This window comes from Nocardia crassostreae, assembly GCF_001613405.1.
GTDB classification, from domain to species: domain Bacteria; phylum Actinomycetota; class Actinomycetes; order Mycobacteriales; family Mycobacteriaceae; genus Nocardia; species Nocardia crassostreae.
In genome coordinates, this window is the sequence record NZ_BDCH01000010.1 from 16,805 (window position 1) to 39,482 (window position 22,678).

Genomic DNA, 22,678 nt, shown 5'->3' on the forward strand with positions numbered 1-22,678 from the left:
CCGGTGCAGTCCGCAATTGCACTCGCGCTGTTGCCAGTCAGCCTAGAGATAGGCACCGACGGTTACGAGTGCACGTGCGGGAGGACGGGCTACTTCTTGTCGAGGCGCAGCACCTTGGTGCGCAGCACCGACTCGTTCAGCCCCAGCTGGCGGTCGAGCTCGCTCACGGTGGCGGATTCGGCGGTCAGGGTGACGACCGCGTAAATGCCTTCGCTCTGCTTGCCGATTTCGTAAGCCAGACGACGGCGGCCCCAGATATCGACGTTGTCGACCTTGCCACCTTCCTGACCAACGACGCCGAGCATCGTGTTCAGGTTCGGGCCAACGGTGCGCTCGTCCAGGCTCGGATCGAGAATAACCATCACTTCATAATGACGCACGGACCTCATCACCTCCTGCGGACTGTGAACGGCCATGGACTTTCCATGGCAGGAGGGTTCGTTGCGTCAGCAACCCGACAAGGCTAGCACCGCCTCCCCGAGCCTTTAGCGCCAGGCTGGGAGCCGTTGACCGTCGGGCACGCGTGCCGGCGGTTGGGAGCCGACCCGACTGTGGGCGTACCCCGGGAGTTACCCGGACCTCACGAGATCAGTCGTCACGTTCCGAGAACCACCGAAGAGCCCGGTCGCCCGGGCAAAACGAGCGGTCGGCGGGTCGCTCCGCCTAGGGTGGTGCCCATGTCGAACCGACCTGTCACTGCCGATCGGGTTACCGGGCGTGCGGCGGGCTCGGTGATCGCCCTCACCTCGGTGCTGGTGTGCGGTGTCACATTGCTGCTCGCCTATTTCAACAAGGCGCGGTGCGCGGGTGCGCCGTTCGACGGTTCGGGGCGCAGCACGATCTTCGATATCTACAAGGACCGGGACGTCTGTTATTCGGATATCCAGCTGCTGTGGCTGGGGCGCGATATCAATGAGCACGTCTTCCCATATCTGTCCGGCGGTATCACCGCGGACGGGGCGCTCACCGGCGGTGTCGTCGAATATCCGGTGCTGAGCGGGCTGCTCATGTGGCTGGGCGCGCTCGGCGCGCACGATGATGCCGCGTTCCTGCGGCATTCGGCCTTGCTGCTGGCGCCGTTCGCGCTGCTGACCGCGTATATGCTGGCCAAACTGGGCGGTCGGGCGGCGCTATTGTGGGCGGCCGGGCCGCCGCTGGTGCTCTACGCCTTCCACAATTGGGAATTGCCGGTGGTGTTCACCGCCGTCGCCGCGATCTACGTGGTGACGACCATGACCCGATATTCGTTGCGGGCCAGGGGAATCGTGGCGGCCGTACTGCTGGGCATCGGATTCTGCCTGAAGTTGTATCCGGGAATCTTCGTGCTGCCGTTGCTGATTCACGTGCTGCTGGGCGAGCCGGACAGCACCGATTATTGGCAGCCGCGGCGCTACGACGTGCGCGGCGCGATTGCCGTGGCCGGGGCGGCGATCACCACGGTGGTGCTGATCAACCTGCCGTTCGCGCTGGCCGGTTACGAGGGTTGGCGCGCGTCGATCACCTTCCAGCAATTGCGCCAGGCCGACATCACCACGAACTCCATCTGGTACTGGGGTCTGCGGCCCATGTTCGGCGCTTCCGCCGATTCCGAGGCCACCTTCCAAGATGTGGTGTCGACGGCCTCGCCGCTGCTGGTGCTGGCATCCTTCGGGCTGGCGGTCTGGCTGGGGATGCGCCGTCAGGTGCTCACCGGCGTCTTCCCGTGGATCGGCGTGAGCGGGGCCATGCTGTGTGGATTCCTGTTGTTCCACAAGGTGCATTCCCCGCAGTACACGCTGTGGCTGATCCCGTTCCTGGTGCTGCTCGAGGTCCGCTGGTCGCTGATCGGCGTCTATCTGCTGGCCGACGCCGCCATCGGCATCGGCGTATTCCGCTACTTCTATGCCCTGGGTTCCGGTCGTCCGGCCGAATTCTCCGAGCACATAGTGCAATTCGGCGTCTGGGGTCGCGCGGTGCTGCTGGTGGCGTTCTTCTTCGCCTTCGTGTCGGCGCGCCCGCGGCAGCTAGGCCGATTCGGTATGCCGGGCGCGGAAGGCCGCGCTCTTGGCCCGGTTTCCGCATACGGTCATATCGCACCAACGGCGCGAACCGCCGCGTGAGGTGTCGATATAGAGCCGGGTGCATTCCGGTCGCCCGCATTCCTTGATCCGATCGCGATCCGGTCCGCCGAACAATTCGACCGCGCTGCGGGCGATTTCGGCCAGTGCGCTGTCCGCGTCGCCGATGCGCCGCACGCCGCCGTCGGCGCGCAGCGTGATCTCCGGTAGAGGGCCGTGCGCGAGCGAATTGACCAGTGCGCGATCGGCATCGGCGACGGCCGGGCCGCCCATGGCCGCCAGGGCCATGCGATAGACCGCCTCCCGGAGCCGCACGCCCTGCTTCAGGGTGGCCGCATCGCAGTCCGGTTCGCGATCCAGCAGCCCCGCCGCGATGGTCCAGCTCCCCAGATCGGCGGGCGTTTCCAGCAGATCGGCCGCGTAGCTGCGCCGACCCTTCACCGTGCCGATGAAGTCCAGCGTGAGATTGCCGCTGACGAAAGTGAACACCTCCTCATAGTAACCGCTTTGACAGGTTACCGAGCGCGATGCCACGGTAATAACCGTCTTGGGTGGTTACTCGGTAGGAGGTCTCGTGGATAACCGGCTGTTCGAACTCACCGCGCCACCGGCCCTGATCCTCATGTGGAGCAGCGCCTTCATCGCGGGCATCATCGGCGTCGGCGCGGCCCCGCCCATGCTGGTGCTGTTCACCCGCTTCGCGGTGGCGGGCGCACTCCTGCTCGGCTACGGACTCCTCGCACGCGCCGTCTGGCCCCGCGGGCGACTGCTCGGGCACACCCTCGTAGCGGGCCTGCTCATGCAGATCGTCCAGTTCGGCGGCTTCTACACCGCCATGAGCCAGCACGTCAGCGCCGCCGTCATCGCGCTCGTCCAGGGCCTGAGCCCGGTCGTGATCGCCGTCTTCGCGGGCGTTCTCGGTGAAACCGTCACCCCGCGCCAATGGCTCGGCTTCGGAATCGGCGGTCTCGGAGTCGGATTGGCGGTCGTGGACCAATCCACCTTCACGGTGACCGGCCTGCTGCTCTGCGTGCTTGGCCTGGCCGGACTCAGCCTCGGCACCGTGTACCAGAAGCGCTTCACCCCCGGCATCGATCCGCGCGCCGCCACCGCCCTGCACGTCACCGTCAGCGCTCCGTTCGCCGGTCTGCTGGCCCTGCTCGGCAACGACTTCCACATCTCCGATCCGGGCCGTTTCGCCTCCGCCATGGCGTGGATGGTGCTGATCAATTCCATGGCCGCCTTCCTGCTGTTCAACCACCTGCTGTTGCGCTGGGACAACACGCGCGTCGGCCGCTTCCTGTTCGCGACCCCCGCGGTGACCGCACTGCTGGCCTGGTGGCTCATCGATCAGCGGGTGGGCCCGTTGACCATTGCCGGGCTGAGCGCCGGGCTGGTGGGCATGGTGCTGGCCACCCGCCGGGCGGTGCGGCCCGCGCCGCTGCCGGAACCGGCGACACCGCTGGCGGTTTCACACCGATAAGAGGCCGTAAAGCCGCTGGCAGGGCAGACTGATCCCCATGCTGCACCTGCGTGTCATGGCTCCGGACGGTATGACCGACGAGATCGTCGCGCTGCTCGACAAGGACGAGGCCGTCAGTGGATTGGCCGTCTTCCGCGGCGCGGCCGTGCGCCCGCCCGGCGATCTGATCATGGCGCAGGTGGCCCGGGAGGGCGCCAACGACATCGTGCAGAACCTGCGCGCCCTGCGGGTGCACCACGTCGGCTCCATCGAATTGGAGCCGGTGGGAACCTGGTTGTCGCGCAAGGGGTTCGAGGCCGAGATTCGCACACCGGGCAGCAGCGCCGATGCCGTGGTGTGGGCGGAGGTGGCGCAGCGCTCCTACGAGGAGAGCGAACTCAACTGGACGTTCTTGAGTTTCATGACCCTGGCCACCGTCATCGCCACCATCGCCATCGTGCTGGATTCGCAGATCCTGGTCATCGGCGCCATGGTGCTAGGTCCCGAATTCGGCGCCATCGCCGCCCTGGGCGTCGCCCTGGTGCGGCGGCGCTGGGTGTTGGGGCGCCTGGCGATTCGCACGCTGGGGCTGGGCTTCGTCGCCGCCATCCTGATCACCATCGTGCTGACCCTCATCGGGCGCGCGCTCGGCTGGATCACCATCGACGATGTCACCGGCCCGCGCCCGAGTACCGCCTTCATCTACACCCCGGACAAATGGTCGTTCATCGTGGCCGTGGTGGCGGGCGCCGCGGGCGTGCTCGCGCTGACCTCCTCGAAGGCGGGTGGTCTGTCCGGCGTCTTCATCTCCGTCACCACCATTCCGGCCGCCGGAAATATCGCGCTCGGAACGGCATTCGGCGTCGGCTCGGCGATCTGGGGCAGCACCCTGCAGCTGTTCGTGAATATTGCGGGCATGGCTGCGGCGGGTTGGGCGACGCTGGCCTTCCAGCAGGCGGTCTGGTCGCGGATCTCGGTGCGGCGGGCCAAGTCGATGGCCTTGCCCCGCCGCATGCTGTGATCGGCTACTTCCGCGCGGGCGCCCAGTTCATGCCCCACCCGTAGGCCTCGTCGATGGCGCGCTGATTTCCATTGATGTACCGGACTTCCCGCTGCACCGTCAGCTCGCCGCCGCTGTTCCGCAACAGCGCGATGGCGCAGGAGCGCGCCCCGTCCACCGGCGAGTCCAGCCGCACCTCGATCTGCGGGCCCACGGTCAGGAACAGTATCACCACGCCGTCGGCGGCGGCCCAATTGGCAACGCCCTCATAGATGTAGGCGAAGATGAGCACGCGCTTGAAGATCTCGGGCCGCTCCAGATTCACGTGCATGTTCTCGCCGCCGGTCGCCTCCCCGCTGCGATCGTCGCCGTCGAGGAAGATGAACGGCGCGGCGTGCAGCGCGCCGAAGTTGTTGCCCAGCGCCTGCACGACGCCCTTGCGGCCGTCGGCGAGCTCGTAGAGACAGGCCAGATCGAGATCGACGGCGCCCGACCGCCGGAACAGCCCCCGCTTCTTGCCTTGTGACCAGTTCAGATTCACCCGCATGACGCCGTGGCTGTCACCGGGTTTGGTGAGCTTCACCGACGGGGTGGTCTTGGACAGGGTGACTTTGCCGAGGTTGACGCCGCCGGAACCGGGCTGCTGAGACGTCATGAATACCATCCCCCCTCAGGGATCTTCATGAAACGCACCGCGCCCGTCACGCGAAATCGCGTGACGGGCGCGGGAGTTCGCGGATTATCCGCTCAGCCTACCGGCGTGGCTTCCTTGTCGCTCACGCTTTCCGGCTCGTCGCCGCCCTCGCGGCGATTGCGAATAATGCTGGTGATGAACGCCGCGCCGATGAAGGCGACGCCGATCATGCCGGTGAGCAGCTCGTTGATGTGCACGCCGATCGACACCAGCAGGATGACCGCCAGCGCGCCGATGGCCCAGTGCGCACCGTGCTCAAGGTACACGTACTCCGACAGCGTGCCCTTGCGCACCAGGTACACGGTGATGGACCGGACGAACATGGCGCCGATCAGACCCAGGCCCAGTGCGATGAGGATCGGGTCCGAGGTGATGGCGAACGCGCCGATGACACCGTCGAAGGAGAACGAGGCGTCGAGGACCTCCAGGTAGAGGAACAGGAAGAAGCCCGCCTTGCCGGTGGCCTTGACCAGTCCGGACGGCCCGGAGTGCTCGGCCTCCTCGACCATCTCCTCGGTGTGGAACATGGAACCGAGGCCGTCCACCACGATGTAGGTCACGATGCCGAGAATGCCGCCCAGCAGCACGGTGGAGCGGTGCGCCTCGTCGGCGGCGAACTCCGCGGCCAGCACCACGCCGACCAGGGCCAGCACGACCGCGAGCATGTCCAGCTTGCCGAGCTTGGCCAGCGGCCGCTCCAGCCAGCCGAGCCACACGATATCGCGCTCCTCGAGAATGAAGTTCAGGAACAGCAGCAGCAGGAACGCGCCGCCGAAGGAGGCGATCTGCGGGTGCGCGTCGGTCAGCAGCTTCTCGTAGCTGGGGCTGCCGTCCGGGAAGGTGAGCGCGTCGTTCGGCGGCGGATTCAGCGCCAGGTCGAAGGCCTCGACCGGGTTGAGACCCGCGGTGATCCACACGATCGCCAGCGGGAACACCAGGCGCATACCGAAGACGGCGATCAGAATGCCGACGGTTAGGAAGATCTTCTGCCAGAACTCGCTCATCCGCTGCAGGACGGTGGCGTTGATGACGGCGTTGTCGAACGACAGCGACACCTCGAGGATACCCAGAATGGCGCACAGTGCCAGTGCTGTCGGTCCGCCGTACACGAATGCCACCGCGAGGGACAGCACCGTGACGATGATGGAGAGGCCAAATATGCGCACCGCGAGGGGGCCTTTCGGGTTGTGCCGCGAATCGCTCGGGGCTCGGTTCTATCTTCGGCTTGCGCCGAGGATCGTCGCACGAGGGAGGGCTCGCACGCCCGAGCCCCCCTGGTGCGTCGGTTATTCGATCAGACGTTGACGCCGTAGTCGCGGGCGATGCCCGACAGGCCGGAGGCGTAGCCCTGGCCGATGGCGCGGAACTTCCACTCGGCGCCATTGCGGTACAGCTCGCCGAAGACCATGGCGGTCTCGGTGGAGGCGTCCTCGCTCAGGTCGTAGCGGGCCAGCTCGGTGCCGTTGGCGCGGTCGACGACGCGGATGTAGGCGTTGCGGACCTGGCCGAAGGACTGGCTGCGCGAGTCGGCTTCGTAGATCGAGACCGGGAAGAAGATGGACTCGATGGTCGGCGGGGTCGCGGCCAGGTCGACATTGATGACCTCGTCGTCGCCCTCGCCCTCACCGGTGCGGTTGTCGCCGGCGTGCACGATGGCGCCTTCGGGGGAGGACAGGTTGTTGAAGAAGACGAAGTGCTTGTCCGAAACGACCTTCTTGTCGGCGCCGGTCGCGATGGCGCTCGCGTCCAGGTCGAAGTCGGTCCCGGTGGTGGTTCGCACATCCCAGACCAGGCCGACCGACACGGCGGTCAGATTCGGAGCCTGCTTCGTCAGCGAAACATTGCCGCCCTTGGACAAACTGACACCCATGCGGGGAATCCCTTCCGTTGGAATGTGTTTCTAGCGTTGTTTGTATTGCGGCATGTCCGAATTGCCGGTGTCCGCCAGTACGACAGTAGTAGCTTTCGGCGGGTCTGTGCATGAACAAACCGAGGACATCATGCGTGACAACCCTGTCTCGCGACATGTCCCTGTACAGATCGTGATACTCGCCGACGGTGTGAACGGTTGCCTACCATCGGGGCGTGGCAGGCCGTAGGCGGGGATGGTTCCGCACCTCTCGGGACAATGAATGGGTTCAACAGGCCCGGCAGGCGCTGACGGCCGCCTTCCTGGACATGGATCGCCGCCAGAGCATTGCCGACTCCGGCGTGGCGGCCTCGGCGCAGCTCTTCCCGGAACGCGGGCTGGCGCAGCTGTGGGAACCGGTGCGGGCGCGCTGCTACGAGGCCGCGGGCAGCTATTTGGCTCTCAGCGAACGGCTCGACCAGGCCGAACGCGACGGCGTCCGGATCCCGCAGGCCGAACTCGACGCGCAGGTGCGCACCCTGGCCGAGGCCGCGCGGGGCGTGGACGAGTTCTATCGCGCCCAGCAGGCCCATCTCGAGCACGCCGTCGCCGTGCACGGCACGGTGCCGCAATTGGTGACCCAGGTGCGGGCGGCCGCGCGGCAGGCGCGGGAGGCGGCCGCCGCCTCGCCGTATGCCGGATACCCGTCGGTGCGCCGCGCCGCGGCCGCGGTGGATGAGGGTCTGGTCACACTCGAGGCGGCGGGCGGCTCCGGTGCGGGTGTGGCGCGTGAGGCCGCGACGCGCTTGGAGGCGGATACCCGAACCCTGTCAAGGGCCCTGGAAGACGCACCGGGCAAACAGCATTCGGCGACCACCGCCCTCGCCTCGGCCGCGACCCGGCTGGCCGCGGCCCGGCATCGCGCCGAGCGCATTCCCCCCGCCGTGTCCGCGCTGCTCCGGGAGTTCCATGCTGCGAGTTCGGCGGATTTGGCCAACAATGAACGGGAAGCCCACCGAGCCATCGACGCCGCCGACGCGGAACTGTCACGAGCCCGGGCCGCATTGCAGAACAACGACCCGGAGCAAACCCTTGAGCTGACCACATCCGCCCGCGCGCAACTCGCCGCCGCCGAGGAACAGGCCGACGCCGTCACCGACCGGTTGGCACTACTACGTGAGGTGCGCGCCCAACCACAAGACAAGGCCAAGGCCGTCCGGTTCAAGCTGCGTGACGCGCAGATGCTGGCGGTGAACAACGGTTTGGTCGACCGCTGGGGAACCGTGCTCGACGCCCAGTCCGATCGCCTGGACCGGGTCTCGGGCAGTCTTACCGGGCGACATCCCGACTACTGGGCGTATGTGTCCGAACTCGATGCCATCTCGACGTTCATCGCGGGTGTTGTCGATCGAATGAGAAATACCGATAGCTGAACCGACCGACTAGTAGGAGGAAATGGGGGCCGATGACCGCGATTATCACCACCTGCCCGGACGTCGCCCCCGTATCCCTGCACAAGCGCCAACCCATGCGGCACTTCCGGCAGGTACCCGGGCCCGAGCTACGGCTGCTGTTCCATCAGCTGCCCGAGGCCTTCGGCGACTGCACCGACCGCGACGTACTGGCCATGGCCCTGGGCGCCACGCTGTATGTCCCCGCGACCCGCGCCGACCTCACCGCCACCATCGCGCGGCGCGCCGAACGCGGGGTCATCTCCATGGTCATCGACCTGGAGGACGCCGTCGCCGACGACGACCTGGAATTCGGCAAGAAACAGGCCGTCGCCACCCTCGACGAGCTCGGCGCGGGCACCGATCTGTATCCGCTGCTGTTCGTGCGGGTGCGCGATGCCGACACCATCGGCGAGATCGTGGAACGGCTCGGACCGGGCGCGCGGGTGCTCACGGGCTTCGTATTCCCCAAGTTCGACAGCGCCTCGGGGACCAAATACCTCGACGCCATCGCCGACGCGTCGGAACGCCTGGGCCGCACCATCTTCGGCATGCCCGTACTGGAATCGCCGTCACTGGTTCACCGCCAGACCCGCGACAGCGAACTGCATCGCATCCAGGCCATGCTCACCGAACATCGCGAGCGCGTGCTCGCGGTGCGCATCGGGGCCACGGATATGTGCTCCACCTTCGGCATTCGCCGCGATCGCGATCTGACCATCTACGACGTGCGGGTGGTGGCCGATGTCATCGCCGATATCGTCAACTACCTCGGGCGCACCGACGGCACCGGTTTCATCATCACCGGCCCGGTCTGGGAGTACTTCGCCGATCACGCCCGCATGTTCCGGCCGCTGCTGCGCACCTCGCCCTTCGCCGAGGTGGACGCGGTGCTGTTCCGGGAATACCTGGTCAGCCGGGATCTGGACGGCCTGCTGCGCGAGATCGTGCTGGACCGGACCAATGGCATCCAGGGCAAGACCGTCATCCACCCCTCGCACGTGGCCGTCGTGCACGCGCTGGCGGTGGTGACGCACGAGGAGTACTCCGACGTGCTCGACATTCTGGGCCGGGACTCCGGCGGTGTCGCGGCCTCGGAGTACCGCAACAAGATGAACGAGATGAAACCGCACCGCAGCTGGGCGCATCAGACCATGCTGCGCGCGCGGGTGTTCGGGGTGACCAATAAGGGAGTGTCGTTCGTGGATCTGCTGAAAGCGCTGGTGGCCTCGTGAGTTCCGGGCCCTGGGCGACCCGGGAACTGGGCCTGCGGCTGCGGCACGAGAACTCCTACGTGCCGGATCGGTGGGAGATCCCCGCGCTCATCGAACCCGGGCTGCGCCGCAATCCGCGGCGCGCGCACCTGCTGGTCTCCACCGTGCTCGGCAAGCACCTGCCGACCGATCCGCACCGGGTGATCGACGCGGGCAACCGGCTCGGCGACCTGGTGCGCGAGGTGCTCGGCGAGCAGCCCGCCGTGGTGCTCGGATTCGCCGAAACCGCAACAGGTCTGGGCCACTGCGTGGCCGTCCGCAACGCCGCCGACTGCTATCTGCACTCGACCCGGCGCGATGTGCCGACCGCCGAGACGCTCACCGGATTCGAAGAGGGCCACTCCCACGCCACCTCGCATCTGCTCCAGCCCGCGCCCGCCGGGATCTTCATGAACGACCTGCCCATGGTGCTGGTCGACGACGAAATCTCCACCGGCGCAACCGCCATCGATGCGATCCGCGCCCTGCACGAGTTCACCCCCCGCTCCCACTACATCCTCGCGTCGCTGGTCGACATGCGCACCGACGCCGACAGGGCGGCCTTCGAGAAAGCCGCCGCCGACCTGGGCGCCCGCATCGACACCGTCTGCCTGGCCTCCGGCGCCACCCTGCTCCCCGACGACCTGGTCGATTCCGTTGCCGCCCTGCCGGATCCGGAACTCAACCCGGTCGCCGCCGTACGCGGCGAATTCGCCCGCGTCGAACTCCCCTGGCCGAATACGGTTCCCGAGGGCGGACGGCACGGCATCCTCGGCTCCGATACCGCGCCCTTCGAAGCAGCGCTGACCCGTGCCGCCGAGGTGCTCTGGCGCGAACTCGACGCCCTGCCCTGGGCCACTGCCGCCGACGCCGCCCCCGACCGGGCCGCCGCCCTGCGCCCGGTCATCGTGCTCGGCCACGAAGAACTCATGTACCTCCCGCTGCGGCTGGCCGCGGCCCTGGCCGAGGACGGCATCCCCGTCTGCTACCAGACCACCACCCGCTCCCCCGCCTACGTCCTCGACGAACCCGGCTACCCCCTGCGCCGCGGATTCCGCTTCACCGCACCGGAACCCGACGCCGAAGCCCCGCGCTACCTCTACAACGCGCACTGGCCGGGACCCGCCGACGCCGCACCGATCCTGCTCGTCGTCGTCGACGATCCCGCCGACACCGACCAGCTCACCGCCCCCGGCGGCGTCATCGACGTCCTGACCGCCTCCGGCGCCGACGTCGTCCTGGCCGTCCTGCCCGCCGCCGACCCCCGCGTACTGGCCGCCACCCGTTCGGAGAATGTCATGTCGCGGAAGCTCGATGATGGACTGCCGGAGCCTTTGCGCGGGCCCGAGTTCGGGTCCTATGCCGCCGACGAGGTGACGTGGCTGCTGAAGGATCTTTCCACCGTGGATCTGGAAGCCGATGTGGCCGAGCGCGAGCAGCGCATTCAGGCCGGGGTGGCGCATTACGCGGAATCGCTGCCGGTCGAATATCAGCCGGATGCCGCCTATCGCGAGCTGTTCGACAAGGTGCTCGCCGAGAGTGCGGAGCGGCTCGCGCTGGCCGTGGCCACGGTGGCGGAGCTGGTGGTGGCCGAGCGGGGCGAGGATGTCGTGCTCGTATCGCTGGCGCGGGCCGGTACGCCGGTGGGGATTCTCATGCGGCGCTGGCTGGCGACGCGCGGGATCGAGGCGCCGCACTACGCGGTGTCCATCGTGCGCGACCGGGGCATCGATGCGGTGGCGCTGGACTACCTTGCGCGGCATCATGATCCGGCGAACGTCGTGTTCGTCGACGGGTGGACCGGCAAGGGCGCCATCACGCGGGAGCTCACCGAGGCCCTCGACGCCTATCACGCGGCGGGCGGCGCGCGCTTCAACGACGAACTCGCCGTGCTCGCAGATCCCGGCGCCTGCGTGCGCGTCTACGGCACCCGCGACGACTTCCTCATTGCCTCGGCGTGCCTGAATTCCACCGTCTCCGGGCTGGTTTCACGCACGGTTCTGAATGCCGAGCTCATCGGACAGCGCGATTTCCACGGCGCGAAGTTCTATCGAGAGCTCGCCGCCGACGATGTCTCCGGCCGACTGCTCGATATGGTGTCCGCCGCCTTCGACGCCGTGCGCCCCCGGGTCGCCGAGCATGTCGCGGCCGTCCTGGACTCCGACCGCACACCCACCTGGGCGGGCTGGGCCTCGGTGGAGAAGGTGCGCGAGACCTACGGCATCTCCAGCGTGAATTTCGTGAAACCCGGTGTGGGCGAGACGACTCGGGTACTGCTGCGCCGCGTCCCGTGGCGGGTGCTGGTCCGCGAGGCCGACGCCCCCGAACACGCGCACATCCGCATGCTCGCCGCCGCCCGCGGCGTACCCGTCGAGGTCGTGCCCGATCTCGCCTACGCCTGCATGGGCCTGATCAAGGATGTAAAGAAGTAATCGTGGACCGAAGACGACTATCCCGCAGAAGAACTCTGATCGCGACCGATCTCGATCGCACCATGATCTATTCCCGCAACGCCTTCGACGCGACGCCCGAGTTGTCCACGGTCTGTGTGGAACACCTGGAGGGCGCGCCGCTGTCCTTCATGACCATTATCGCCGCCGACCGCATGCGCACGCTCACCGAACCCGCCGCGGTCATCCCCACCACCACCCGAACTATCAAGCAGTTCAACCGCATTCGCCTCCCCGGCGCCCCCTGGCGCTACGCCATCACCACCAATGGCGGCAATATCCTGGAAAACGGCGTCCCCGATATGCGCTGGCGCATCGACCTCGACGCCGAGGTCCGCGCCACCAGCGCCACCCTCTCCGAGGTCAATGCCGAACTCCGTTCCCGCATAGACGATTCCTTCGTCACCAAGTTCCGCGTGGCCGACCACCTCTTCTGCTACCTGGTCGTCAAACCCAAACACCTCCCCGACGGCTTCCTCGCCGAATGGGACGCCTGGTGCCGCCCCCGCGGCTGGTCCGCCTCTCAACAGGGCCGCAAGATCTACACCATGCCCCTGGCCGTCTGCAAGAGCCGCGCCGTGGCCGAAGTCCGCCGCCGCCTGACCGACTCCGGCGAACTCTCCCCCGAGGCCCGCCTGCTGGCGGCGGGCGACGGCGCCCTCGACGCCGAAATGCTCCGCGCCGCCGACTCCGCCATCCGCCCCCGCCACGGCGAACTGGAACACCTCGCCTGGACCCACCCCAACCTCACCATCACCCGCGCCACCGGCATCCTCGCGGGCGAGGAAATCATCAACTGGTTCATCAAATCCGCCCCACCCCAAGACTGAAACACCATCGACCGGGAACTGGTGGCGGCATTTCGCGAGTAGCCCCCGCCACCATGTCCCGGTCGACGTCGTTTCAGATCAGCGCCAGGCCTCGAAGAGGCGGGTCGCCTCGGTGGTGAGGGCGCGCTGGAGGAAGGGGCCGAAACTCACTCGGGCGGCTCCCAACTCGGCGTACTGGGCGCGGGAAGCCTTCTCCGGGAAGTCGATCGCATTGACCGGGAGGGGCAGCTCCGAGCACAGGCGGCGCTGGGTCTCGGCATTGTGGACGCCGACCGGGTAGAGGACATCGGCCCCGGCCGTGGCGCACAGGCGCAGGCGGGAAAGGGCTTCCTCGATCTTGTCGCCGGTGACGTCGGGACGCATGATCACATCCGTCCGAGCATTGATCACCACGTGCACCCCGGTGCCGTCGGCCGCCTGCCGCAGCTCCGCGATGAGGTCGGCATGCTCCTGCGGGGCGCGCAGCCGCTTCCCCTCACGGTGCACGGTGTCCTCGATGTTGAACCCCACCGCACCGGCTTCCAGCAGCCCCTCGATGAGGTCACCCGGCTTCAGCCCGTACCCCGACTCCAGATCCACCGACACCGGAATATCCACGGCAGCAGTGATTTCCCGAACCCGCCGAGTCACATCGGCGAAATCCATTCCCTCCCCGTCCCCCTTACCCACCGAGTCCGCCAGCGGGTGACTCCCCACCGTGATCGCCGCGAACCCGCCCTCCTGCACCAGCTTCGCCGACCACGCATCCCACACCGTCGGCAGAATCACCGGATCCCCCGGCTTGTGCAGTCCCAGAAATACTTCGGCCTTCTCCTTCAACGTCATGCCACCGATCCTGCTCCATCGGCGCACGGTGCGAAAGGAGTTCGTCCCGCCTATGTGGTGGCTTCGCCGGTGGCTAGGTCGCGGATCAGTTGGATGGCGCGGGCGGCTTCGGGGCCGGAGGCGGTGACCGCGAGGTGGTGGCCGGGGAGGAGGCCGAGGGTGAGGACGCGGGTGAGGCTGTCGGCGGGGACGGGGCCGGTGCCGGTGGTGGCGTTGCGGAGGTCTACTTCGGCGTCGAGGGCGCGGAGGGCGGCTACCAGGGCGGCTGCCGGGCGGGCGTGCAGGCCGTGGGGGTTGGTGACGAGGATGAGGGCCTCGCGGTGCAGGGCGGGCGGGGGTGGGGCGCCGGGGGGTGGGGGATCGGGGTATCGGTGTGCTGGGGAGGGGGATTGGTCGAGTTGGAGGTGTTTTCCGGCGAGGGCGTGGTCGGCCTCCCAGGCGACCGAATCGAGGGTGGCGCCGCCGCCCGCCGCGGCCACGGCGGTGACCAGGCCCTCGACCAGGGGAGCGCCGCTCAATCGGACCTGGCCGGGGGAGGGGACGAATTCGAGGGCGGTTTCGGCGGACAGGACGGCGCTGCCGAGGTCCATGAGAACCAGGACGCCGTCGCCGGTATCGGCGGCGGTAATGGCGTCGGCCACGGCCACGGCGTCGGTGCCGAAGGTGTTCTCGTCGAGGCCCGCGGCGATTTCGATGCGGACCTGTTGATCGGGAAGGATTTCCGTCGCGAGCTCGACGGCGGCGCGGGCGAGGGCGCGGCTGTGGGAGACGACCACCAGTCCGATCACCGCAGGGCCTCGCGCGCGGCGCGGACCAGCAGAGCCGCGCTGGTCGCGCCCGGATCCTGATGTCCCGCACTGCGTTCGCCGAGATAGGAGGCTCGTCCCTTGCGAGCTACCAGGGGGATCGTGGCATCGCGACCCGCTTCGGCCGCATGGACCGCCGCATCGAGGGCCACCGTCGCGCGGGCCGTGACCTGCTGGTCGAGGGCGTCGGCGGCGGGGGCGAGGGCGTCGACCATGGTCTTGTCGCCGAGCTCCGCCTTACCGCGGGCAATGACGCCATCCAGACCCGCGCGGAAGGCGCGCGCGAAATCGGTGATATCCGAACCGGTTTCGACGGCCCCGGCGAAGCGTAGGAAGAACGTGCCGTAGAGCGGCCCGCTCGCGCCGCCGATGGTGCGGATGAGCACCATGGCGGTCTGCTTGCACGTCTCGGCGTCCGTGGCCGAATCATCCAGGGCGGCAACGGCGGCGGCCATACCGCGCTGCATGTTCGTCCCGTGATCGGCATCGCCGATGGCGGCGTCGAGATCGGTGAGTTCGGCGGCGTGCTCCTCGACGAGGGCGGCGAAGGCGCGCACCCACGCCGCCGCGTCGACGGCCGTCATCAGATTCCCCACCGCAGCGACGGCGTGCGAACGGGCGCGTCCCACAGCGCGGTGAGTTCATCGTCGAGTTTGGTCAGAGTGACCGAGCAGCCCGCCATTTCGAGCGAGGTGATGTACGGGCCGACCAGCGACCGCGCGATCTCCACGCCGTGCCCGCGCAGAATTCGCATCACCTCGTCGAACATGAGATACAGCTCGATGAGCGGCGTCCCGCCCATGCTGTTGAGGAAGCAGAGCACCCGATCACCGGCGGTGAACGGCAGATCGGCGAGGATCGGTTCGACCAGCATCTCCGCGACATCCTTGGCCGGGGCCACCGGCACGCGTAATCGACCCGGTTCGCCGTGGATGCCGATGCCGATCTCCATTTCGCCCTCACCCAGATCGAAGGTGGGGCGGCCGACCGCGGGCACCGTGCACGAGGTGAGCGCCATGCCCATACTGCGGGAGTTGGCGTTCACGGCTTCGGCGATACGCGCCACCTCCGCCAGCGGGCGGCCCGCCTCGGCGGCCGCGCCCGCCATCTTCTCCAGGATCACCGTCGCCCCGACCCCGCGCCGCCCGGCCGTGTACGTGCTGTCCTGCACCGCCACATCGTCGTTCACCACCACCGCCAGCACCTCGGTGTCGGCCGCCAGTTCAGCGGCCATCTCGAAGTTCATGACATCGCCGGTGTAGTTCTTCACGATGTGCAGCACCCCGGCCCCGCCGTCCACGGCGGTGGTGGCGGCCAGGATCTGATCCGGCACCGGCGAGGTGAATATCTCGCCCGGACAGGCGGCGTCGAGCATGCCGAGCCCGACGAAACCGGCGTGCAGCGGTTCGTGGCCGGAGCCGCCGCCGGACACCAGGCCCACCTTGCCCGCAACCGGCGCGTCAGCGCGCACCACGATTCGCGCCTTGGCGTCCACGCGCAGCTCCGGGTGCGCGGCGGCCATACCGGCCAGCGCGGCGTCGACCACCTCGACCGGGTCGTTGATCAGCTTCTTCACCGAAATCTCCTCTGCGAAGGCCGGTTCGGATCCCCTCCGGTCAGCGTGGCACTCCGGACCCGGCTGTGGTGCCGGTTTCGGGCTATTCGGGAGCACCCTCCTCTAGTGATCGGGCCAGCTCGATATCGGTTACCAGTTGCACCATGAGATCGCGCAGCTCACAGTCCGGCAGATGGTGCGCGGCGAACTCGAACGGCTCGGAGACGTCCAGGCCGCCCTGGGTGGCGGCCAGGATGACCCACGGAATACCGACCTCGGCAACCCCCAGGCGTTCGCGCACCAGATCCAGGGTGTCGTCGATCAACCCGGCGCGGCGCGCGACCGCGGTGGTCATCTGCTCGTCGAGTTCGGCGCGGCGCAGTTCCAGCGCGCCCAAGTCGGCGAAGGACTCCTGCTGCGGCGTGGTGCGCACCGAGCCGTCCTCGTATACCTGGAAGCCCTCGTTGACCGCGGTCGTGCCCAGCGAGACCTCGGCCTCGGCCAGATCGGGCAGGGTGCGCAGGCAGTCCAGCACCGCGTCCAGCGCGGCCACCAGACGGTCGCGAATATCGCGGCGGCGCACTACTTCCCGTTCGGCGTCCTCGCGTTCGGAGAGCACCTGCTCGACGGCGCGCCCGATCTGGAAGGCCATGGCGGTGGATTCCGGCGCCCAGCCGCCCTGCGGCACGAACTCCCCGTCCTTGGGCGTGACCGAGTCCAGGAAGCCGTTCACCGCGTCGAGGAGATCCTCGAGCTGGGCGCGGGACACGGCCGGATGCCGGAAGGCCCGGAGGTACTGTTCGTGCGTGTCCACGGGTCCACCGTCGCTCAATCGCTCGATCCTGCCAAGGGTGAGCGACCGACCATCGCAAGTACAGCAAATACTCAGCGTGCCCTGGTCGGTGGTGGTCCTCAGTAGTTCTGCTGCCCGCCCAGCTGCTGCATGATGGTGGCCTGCAGCCGCTGCAGGCCATTGGGCGTGATCCCGCTCTGCAGCTGGCCCTCGATGGACCGCACCAGATGCGAATCGTCCATGACCTTCTCACTGGACTGGATCAGCACGGTGCCCGCGCCGGTGAAATCGAACTGCCGCTCCTCACCGGAGTTCACCCCGAACCGTGCCGCACCCGCCGTCAGGAAGCTCGACACCCAGCGCTGGTCGTAGTGATGGCTCGGCGACGGGCAGTCCGCCCAGCCGACGAGGGATTCCGGATCCACCCGCAACGGCGGTTCGGCGAACATGACCGGGCCGTTGGAGGAGGCCAGGAACTTACCGGTGCCGATGAGCGTCAGGAAGCCCGGCACGATGGACTGGTTCAGCGACAACTCCGGTTCGAAGGCCAGCAGATTGGCCGCGCGCACCGTCAGATTGCCATTGTCCAGGTCGAACGAGTTGATGTTGTAGCCGCGATCGCCGATCACCAGCTTGCCCTGGCCCTCGGCCACCACATAGTCATTGGTGAACAGCGGCGCCGAGAACTGCTGCGACACCATGTGGATCAGCCCGCCCTGGAGGCCGTGGGTGAGCGCCTGGAACTGCATCTGCCCGTAGTAGGCGATCATGGCGCCCTTGCGCATGAACCATGGCTTGCGCAGATCAATACAGAAGGCGTAGTCGTTGCCCGGAATATTGTCGCTCTCACCGAGATTCATCGGGTTCAGGATCTGGCTCATCGCACACTCACAGCTTCTGTTCCGAGGCTTGCACATACACGACGCCCTGGCCGACGCAGTGCAACTGCATGGCCTCACCCGCGCCGCGCCCGACCGCATCCCGCCAGCTCATGGTCGACTTCAATTCCGTCTGCACATTGCCGTACGCGGCCACGAACGCCTGCGGATCCACGACACCGGATACTGGCCGCCCACCGGCAATTCGATGAACCCGCCGTGCCCGAGCAGCACCGCGCTGCCCTGCCCGGAGATCTGCGTGGTGAACATGCCCTGGCCGGTGAGCACCCCGGCCGCCGCACCGCGCAGCGCGCCCATCAGCCCGCCGCCACGGCCGCCGCCCTGCCCGCCGCCCGAACTCGCCACGGACACAACCGAACTCTGCAAGCCTGCGGTATTGGCAAGAAGCCGTGAGGCTTCCACGCGCAGCACCGCTCCTGGCTGCATGTGCACGATATGGGTCTCCAGACCCGCGAAGCCGTAATGCACTTCGCCGTGCCCCTGCGCCATCATGGTGCGCTCGTGCTCACCGGCCATCATGCGCCCGGCCATACCCATGAGCCCGCCCATACCGCCCATCTGGCCCGCGCCGGGCACCTGATGCGGGGAGAAGGACACATCGCCGGTGTAGAACAGCATGGCGCCGGTGCGCGCGACCACGCCCCCGGCCTGCGCCACATTGACCTTGACGACTTTTCCGTTGACCTGCTCGAACATTCGCTCTACCTCACCGCTCGGCGGGCTGGATCAACACCGCGCCCTGCCCGTCCCAGCGCAGCGAGAAGGCCTCTCCGCCGCCCTGCCTCATTACGGACCGCCAGCCGACATCGGTGATGAACGACTGATTGAGCTGCCCGCGCGCGGCCACGAACGCATCCGGATCCACCACCAGCGGATATTGCGGCGAGACCTCCAGATGAATGAGCGGACCGCCCGCCGACAGCAAGGCCACCTGACCGACGCCGCTCACCGTGGTGGTGAACAGGCCCTGTCCGGTCGACGCGCCGCGCAGGCCCGCGAAAGACACATCGGTGCGCAGGTTTCCGGCGAAGGCGAGCAGCTGCTGTGATTCCACCTGCAGCGTCTCGTTGTTCAGGTTCACCACCGTGACATGCTGACCGTTCACCGCGAAGAACACCCGGCCGTTGCCGGTGCACTCCATGAGCGAGAGGGATTCGCCGGTGGCGCGGCGTTTCAGGCCCGCGATCACTCCGTCGCCCCCGCCGAAACCGGCGCTCTTGAACTGGACATTGCCCTCATAGGCGACCATCGACCCCGAAATCGCACGGATACTCGTTCCGGCGAGATGAGCCTCGATCACCTTCTTCGATTTTTCGAACAGCTGCGCCATCGACCGCCCCGTATTCCGAACTGTGCCGCCACCCTAACCGATCGGTCGGCGGCTGGTGCCCCCGATTTCTCGTAGAGTGGCAGCGAACGCACCGACAAGCGAAGGGTCGACCTTGTCCGCAGCACTGGTGAAGGGCCAGAACGGCCCTCTGAATGTCAATGACGTGGTGATCAGCATGCAGATCGCCGCGCCCGCCGATCTCTCCGCACTGCTGGTCACCGAGAGCGGCAAGGTCCGGTCGGACGCCGATTTCGTGTTCTTCAACCAGCCCAGCGGGCCGGGGGTGAACCTGCAGCCCGGACCGGGCGGGCAGCCCGCCTCGCTGCTGGTGTCGCTGGGCGCTGTGCCCGCCGACATTCAGCAGGTCCGGGCGGTCATCACCCTCGACGATCCCGGCAACAGCTTCGGGCGCATCAGCGCGCCCAGCGTCTTCGTCTCCGATGCGGGCGGAAATCCGTTGTTCGAGTACCGGATCGAGGGGCTCAGCAGCGAATCCATCGTGATCGCGCTGGAACTGTACCGGCGCCAGGGCAGCTGGAAGGTGCGCGCGGTCGGGCAGGGCTATGCGGGCGGATTCGCGGCGCTGGTCACCGATCACGGCGTGACGGTGAACGAGGCGCCGCAGACGCAGGCCGCTCCCCCGCCGCCGCCTCCCGCGCCCGCGAGTTACCCGCCGCCCGCGCAGCCCACGGGCGGATACCCGCCGCCGACCGAACAGTTCGCGCCCGCCGGTGGCTATCCCCCGCCGACCCAGGGCTATCCGCCGCCCGCCCCCGACTACCCGCCGCAGGGCGGCGGCTATCCGCCGCCGGGACAAGGCTTTCCGCCCCAGGGCCAGGGCTTCCCGCAGCCCGGCCAGGGTTATCCGCCGCCGCAGGGTGGCGGCTACGCGCCCCCGCCCGGTCAGCAGGCCGCGCCCTCCGGCGATATCAACCTGTCCAAGGATCGTCCGGTCAGCCTGGTCAAGGGCCAGCGCGTCAACCTCCGCAAGGAGGGCGGCGCGGCGCTCACCTTCGTGAAGATGGGCCTCGGCTGGGATCCGGTGAAGCGCGGCGGCATGTTCGGCAGCCGCGCCGTCGATATCGACCTCGACGCCTCCGTCATCCTCTTCGCGGACATGAACCCCGCCGATGTCGTCTACTACGGCAGCCTCTCCTCCAAGGACGGCTCCGTCCGCCATTCCGGCGACAACCTCACCGGCGAAGGCGCGGGCGACGACGAGGTCATCCAGGTCGACCTCACCCGCATCCCCCAGCACATCACCACCCTCCTGTTCATCGTCACCTCCTACAAGGGCCACACCTTCGAACAGGTCGCCAACGCCTTCTGCCGCCTGATCGACGGCACCAACAACGCCGAACTGGCCCGCTACACCCTCGCGGGCGGCATGCCCTTCACCGCCATGGCCATGGCCAAGGTCTACCGCGCTGGCGGCACCAACGACTGGAAAATGGAAGCCATAGGCGAAGGCTTCCAAGCCAAACACCCCGGCGAAGCTGTCCCCCAACTAGGCCGCTTCCTCGGAATGTAGGACAACAACTCTCGTAACTCTCAGGGGCTTCACCCCCGAACCCCCGGATAAGAGGAGCCCCGCGCCCGAAGGCGCGGGGCTCCTCTCACACTTCGGGGTATCAGGGCTTGCCCACCCTCTGCCCCTCGAGGGTGTCGGCGCTGGTCCAGCGTCTGTCCCTTGGGGGCGGGACTCGCCCAGCCTCTGCCGCTTGGGGTGTCGGGGCTGCCCAGCGTCTGTCCCTTGGGGGCGGGACTCGCCCTGCCTCTGCCCCTTGGGGTTTCAGGGGCTTGCCCCTGAGAGTTACGAGAGTTGTTTCAGCTCACTGGAACCGGGGTGCGGGGGCGGAGGAGGGGCGGCAGCCAGGGGAGTGTGGGGTCTGGGGCGCGGTTGAGGATGCCGCCGGAGGGGTCGTCAATGCCGTCGCGGCGGACGGGGTCTTCGGCGGGGCGGTAGATCTGGCGGATTACCAAGGCGCACAGGGCTATTACCGCTAGGTCGCGGAGGATTACGGTGCCGGTGAACCATTGCTCGGGGAGGCCCTTTTTGTCGGTGCCTAGGTAGTAGTACATGCGGGGGACCCAGACCAGGGCGTCGATTGTCATCCAGGCCAGGAGGATTCGGCGTTGGGGGAGGGCCAGGACGGCCAGGGGGACCAGCCAGAGGGAGTACTGGGGGCTCCATACCTTGTTGGTGAGGAGGAAGGCCGCTACGACGAGGAAGGCCAGTTGGGCCAGGCGGGGGCGGCGGGCGGCGGTGAGGCCGATCCAGCCGATGCCTGCGCAGGCCGCGGCGAACAGCAGGAGTGAGATCACGTTCAGGATGGACGGGGCCTCACCGGGTTTCAGCACGCCGTCGAAGCCTGTCCAGCCGGTGAACGAGGTGATCACGTTGTGGATGGAGTCCGGGTCGGCGTGGCGTTCGGTATTGAGCCGGAAGAACTCTCGCCACCCGTTCGGGTACAGCACGGCGATGGGCGCGTTGACCGTGAGCCAGGTGATGACCGCGGCCGCGGCCGTCGCCCCACCGGCGCGCAGCGGGCCGAATCCGCCGAAGACCTCCGCATCCTCGCCGCGGCGCTCGGCGCGCAGGCACAGGATGAGGATCGGGCCCAGCAGCAGCAGGGGATACAGCTTGGCGGCCCCGCCCAAGCCCAGCAGAATGCCCGCCAGCACCGGCCGCCGCCGCGCCCACGCCAGCAGCCCGCCCGCGGCGAAAGCCGTTGCGAGCGCGTCGAAATTGGTGAACGCGTGCACCAGCACCAGCGGCGAGAGCGCGATGAGCGCGGCATCCCACACCCGGCGCCCGCCCGCCAGCCGCGCCGAGGCCCAGATGGTGACCAGCCAGGCCATGGACAGCAGCACCGCCACCACATTGAAGTAGATGACCAACTCCAGCGCGCTCGGCAGCGGAGATTGCTTCCACGCCTTGGCGATTCCCATGGCCCCGTACTGGAACAGGCCCGACAGCACCGGATACTCCATGTACCGGACCTGCGGGCGCCCATTGCCGTCGAATTCGGTCCACTTCTTCTTGTACGGGAACGCGCCCTCGTTCAGGTGCTCCGCACCGTAGAGCGGCACCGTGTCCGAATAGCACATGGCCGTGTACTGGCGGCCGTCGTTCCAGTCCAGCCCCAGCGCGCCGTCGGTGCTGGTCTGCTGAATGCAGCCCGCCTTGCCGAACCAGCTCAGCGCCAGGAACACCACGGCGAAGGCCAGCAGCACGCGCATGGGCGTCCAGAACCGGACCCGCCCGATGACGGCGTGATCGCCGACCGGTCCGCCGATCACATCGGCGAGCTGCGAGGTCAGCGCATCGGTGCGGCTGGGCTTGTCCCGGTCGTCCGCGGAGCGCAGATCGGCGGCCAGCGGCGCGGGCGAAACATACAGTTCCGCAACACTATCCGGTTGT

General features: G+C 67.8%; 21 protein-coding genes and 1 pseudogene. 8 read left to right on the plus strand and 14 right to left on the minus strand.

Going from position 1 to position 22,678, the window contains the following annotated elements:
• Positions 1-89 precede the first annotated feature (89 nt).
• Complete coding sequence (rpsF, locus tag NC4_RS04840; protein WP_067533214.1) at positions 90-380, minus strand: 30S ribosomal protein S6; 291 nt, start codon at positions 378-380, stop codon at positions 90-92.
• Between the two features lie 297 nt (positions 381-677).
• Here rpsF and NC4_RS04845 point away from each other — a divergent pair, with 297 nt between their 5' ends.
• Entirely contained in the window at positions 678-2,099 is a 1,422-nt protein-coding gene (locus NC4_RS04845; protein ID WP_084528494.1) for a glycosyltransferase family 87 protein, read from the plus strand.
• Here the strand turns inward: NC4_RS04845 and NC4_RS04850 are convergent.
• Entirely contained in the window at positions 2,004-2,546 is a 543-nt protein-coding gene (locus tag NC4_RS04850; protein WP_067532861.1) for a CGNR zinc finger domain-containing protein, read from the minus strand. The genes NC4_RS04845 and NC4_RS04850 overlap by 96 nt on opposite strands.
• A gap of 85 nt (positions 2,547-2,631) precedes the next feature.
• On the opposite strand from NC4_RS04850, the gene NC4_RS04855 reads away from it, so the two are divergent.
• Both NC4_RS04855 and NC4_RS04860 read left to right on the plus strand, forming a co-directional pair.
• Positions 2,632-3,540, plus strand: coding sequence for a DMT family transporter (locus NC4_RS04855; protein WP_245721495.1), 909 nt, complete (start codon positions 2,632-2,634; stop codon positions 3,538-3,540).
• 37 nt (positions 3,541-3,577) lie between these two features.
• Positions 3,578-4,540 (plus strand): DUF389 domain-containing protein, encoded by a 963-nt coding sequence (locus tag NC4_RS04860; protein ID WP_067532863.1) that lies wholly within the window; start codon positions 3,578-3,580, stop codon positions 4,538-4,540.
• Between the two features lie 4 nt (positions 4,541-4,544).
• On the opposite strand, the gene NC4_RS04865 is transcribed toward NC4_RS04860, so the two are convergent.
• The 3 genes from NC4_RS04865 to NC4_RS04875 form a co-directional block, all read right to left on the minus strand.
• Positions 4,545-5,174 carry a TerD family protein gene (locus tag NC4_RS04865; protein WP_157554286.1) on the minus strand — a complete coding sequence of 210 codons (630 nt, stop codon included), beginning with the start codon at positions 5,172-5,174 and terminating at the stop codon, positions 4,545-4,547.
• A gap of 92 nt (positions 5,175-5,266) precedes the next feature.
• Complete coding sequence (locus NC4_RS04870) at positions 5,267-6,379, minus strand: DUF475 domain-containing protein (protein ID WP_067532868.1); 1,113 nt, start codon at positions 6,377-6,379, stop codon at positions 5,267-5,269.
• A 128-nt stretch (positions 6,380-6,507) separates the two neighbouring features.
• Positions 6,508-7,083, minus strand: coding sequence for a TerD family protein (locus tag NC4_RS04875; protein ID WP_067532871.1), 576 nt, complete (start codon positions 7,081-7,083; stop codon positions 6,508-6,510).
• Positions 7,084-7,298: 215 nt separating this feature from the next.
• Between NC4_RS04875 and NC4_RS04880 the strand changes: the two genes are divergently transcribed.
• The 4 genes from NC4_RS04880 to NC4_RS04895 all read left to right on the plus strand — a co-directional run bounded on the left by NC4_RS04880 (position 7,299) and on the right by NC4_RS04895 (position 13,046).
• Positions 7,299-8,495: a hypothetical protein gene (locus NC4_RS04880; protein WP_067532874.1), complete on the plus strand. Its 1,197-nt coding sequence runs from the start codon at positions 7,299-7,301 to the stop codon at positions 8,493-8,495.
• A gap of 95 nt (positions 8,496-8,590) precedes the next feature.
• Positions 8,591-9,748, plus strand: coding sequence for an HpcH/HpaI aldolase/citrate lyase family protein (locus tag NC4_RS04885; protein WP_067533220.1), 1,158 nt, complete (start codon positions 8,591-8,593; stop codon positions 9,746-9,748).
• Complete coding sequence (locus NC4_RS04890) at positions 9,745-12,198, plus strand: phosphoribosyltransferase (protein WP_084528496.1); 2,454 nt, start codon at positions 9,745-9,747, stop codon at positions 12,196-12,198. The genes NC4_RS04885 and NC4_RS04890 overlap by 4 nt, the downstream gene beginning before the upstream one ends.
• Positions 12,199-12,260: 62 nt before the next feature.
• On the plus strand, positions 12,261-13,046 hold the full coding sequence (locus tag NC4_RS04895; RefSeq protein ID WP_067532877.1) for an HAD family hydrolase: 786 nt from the start codon (positions 12,261-12,263) through the stop codon (positions 13,044-13,046).
• A gap of 78 nt (positions 13,047-13,124) precedes the next feature.
• On the opposite strand, the gene NC4_RS04900 is transcribed toward NC4_RS04895, so the two are convergent.
• From NC4_RS04900 to NC4_RS04935, 8 genes and pseudogenes are all read right to left on the minus strand, one after another.
• Positions 13,125-13,871 carry an isocitrate lyase/PEP mutase family protein gene (locus tag NC4_RS04900; protein ID WP_067532880.1) on the minus strand — a complete coding sequence of 249 codons (747 nt, stop codon included), beginning with the start codon at positions 13,869-13,871 and terminating at the stop codon, positions 13,125-13,127.
• Between the two features lie 50 nt (positions 13,872-13,921).
• Positions 13,922-14,659, minus strand: coding sequence for a dihydroxyacetone kinase phosphoryl donor subunit DhaM (gene dhaM, locus NC4_RS04905; protein ID WP_067532883.1), 738 nt, complete (start codon positions 14,657-14,659; stop codon positions 13,922-13,924).
• Entirely contained in the window at positions 14,656-15,261 is a 606-nt protein-coding gene (gene dhaL, locus NC4_RS04910) for a dihydroxyacetone kinase subunit DhaL (RefSeq protein ID WP_067532886.1), read from the minus strand. Before dhaL ends, dhaM begins: the two co-directional genes overlap by 4 nt.
• The gene (gene dhaK, locus NC4_RS04915) at positions 15,261-16,253 is read right to left on the minus strand and encodes a dihydroxyacetone kinase subunit DhaK (protein ID WP_067532889.1); all 993 of its coding nucleotides are present in this window, start codon (positions 16,251-16,253) and stop codon (positions 15,261-15,263) included. Before dhaK ends, dhaL begins: the two co-directional genes overlap by 1 nt.
• 82 nt (positions 16,254-16,335) lie before the next feature.
• A complete protein-coding gene (locus NC4_RS04920; RefSeq protein WP_067532892.1) occupies positions 16,336-17,046 on the minus strand; it encodes a hypothetical protein in 711 nt (236 codons plus the stop codon).
• A 98-nt stretch (positions 17,047-17,144) separates the two neighbouring features.
• Positions 17,145-17,906, minus strand: coding sequence for an AIM24 family protein (locus NC4_RS04925; protein WP_067532895.1), 762 nt, complete (start codon positions 17,904-17,906; stop codon positions 17,145-17,147).
• A gap of 7 nt (positions 17,907-17,913) precedes the next feature.
• Positions 17,914-18,620, minus strand: a pseudogene (locus NC4_RS04930) (AIM24 family protein).
• 10 nt (positions 18,621-18,630) lie between these two features.
• A complete protein-coding gene (locus tag NC4_RS04935) occupies positions 18,631-19,254 on the minus strand; it encodes an AIM24 family protein (protein WP_067532898.1) in 624 nt (207 codons plus the stop codon).
• Positions 19,255-19,366: 112 nt separating this feature from the next.
• Here NC4_RS04935 and NC4_RS04940 point away from each other — a divergent pair, with 112 nt between their 5' ends.
• Complete coding sequence (locus tag NC4_RS04940) at positions 19,367-20,785, plus strand: TerD family protein (RefSeq protein ID WP_067532901.1); 1,419 nt, start codon at positions 19,367-19,369, stop codon at positions 20,783-20,785.
• A 296-nt stretch (positions 20,786-21,081) separates the two neighbouring features.
• Here the strand turns inward: NC4_RS04940 and NC4_RS04945 are convergent, their stop codons facing one another.
• Complete coding sequence (locus NC4_RS04945; RefSeq protein WP_067533226.1) at positions 21,082-22,656, minus strand: glycosyltransferase family 87 protein; 1,575 nt, start codon at positions 22,654-22,656, stop codon at positions 21,082-21,084.
• Between the last annotated feature and the right edge of the window lie 22 nt (positions 22,657-22,678).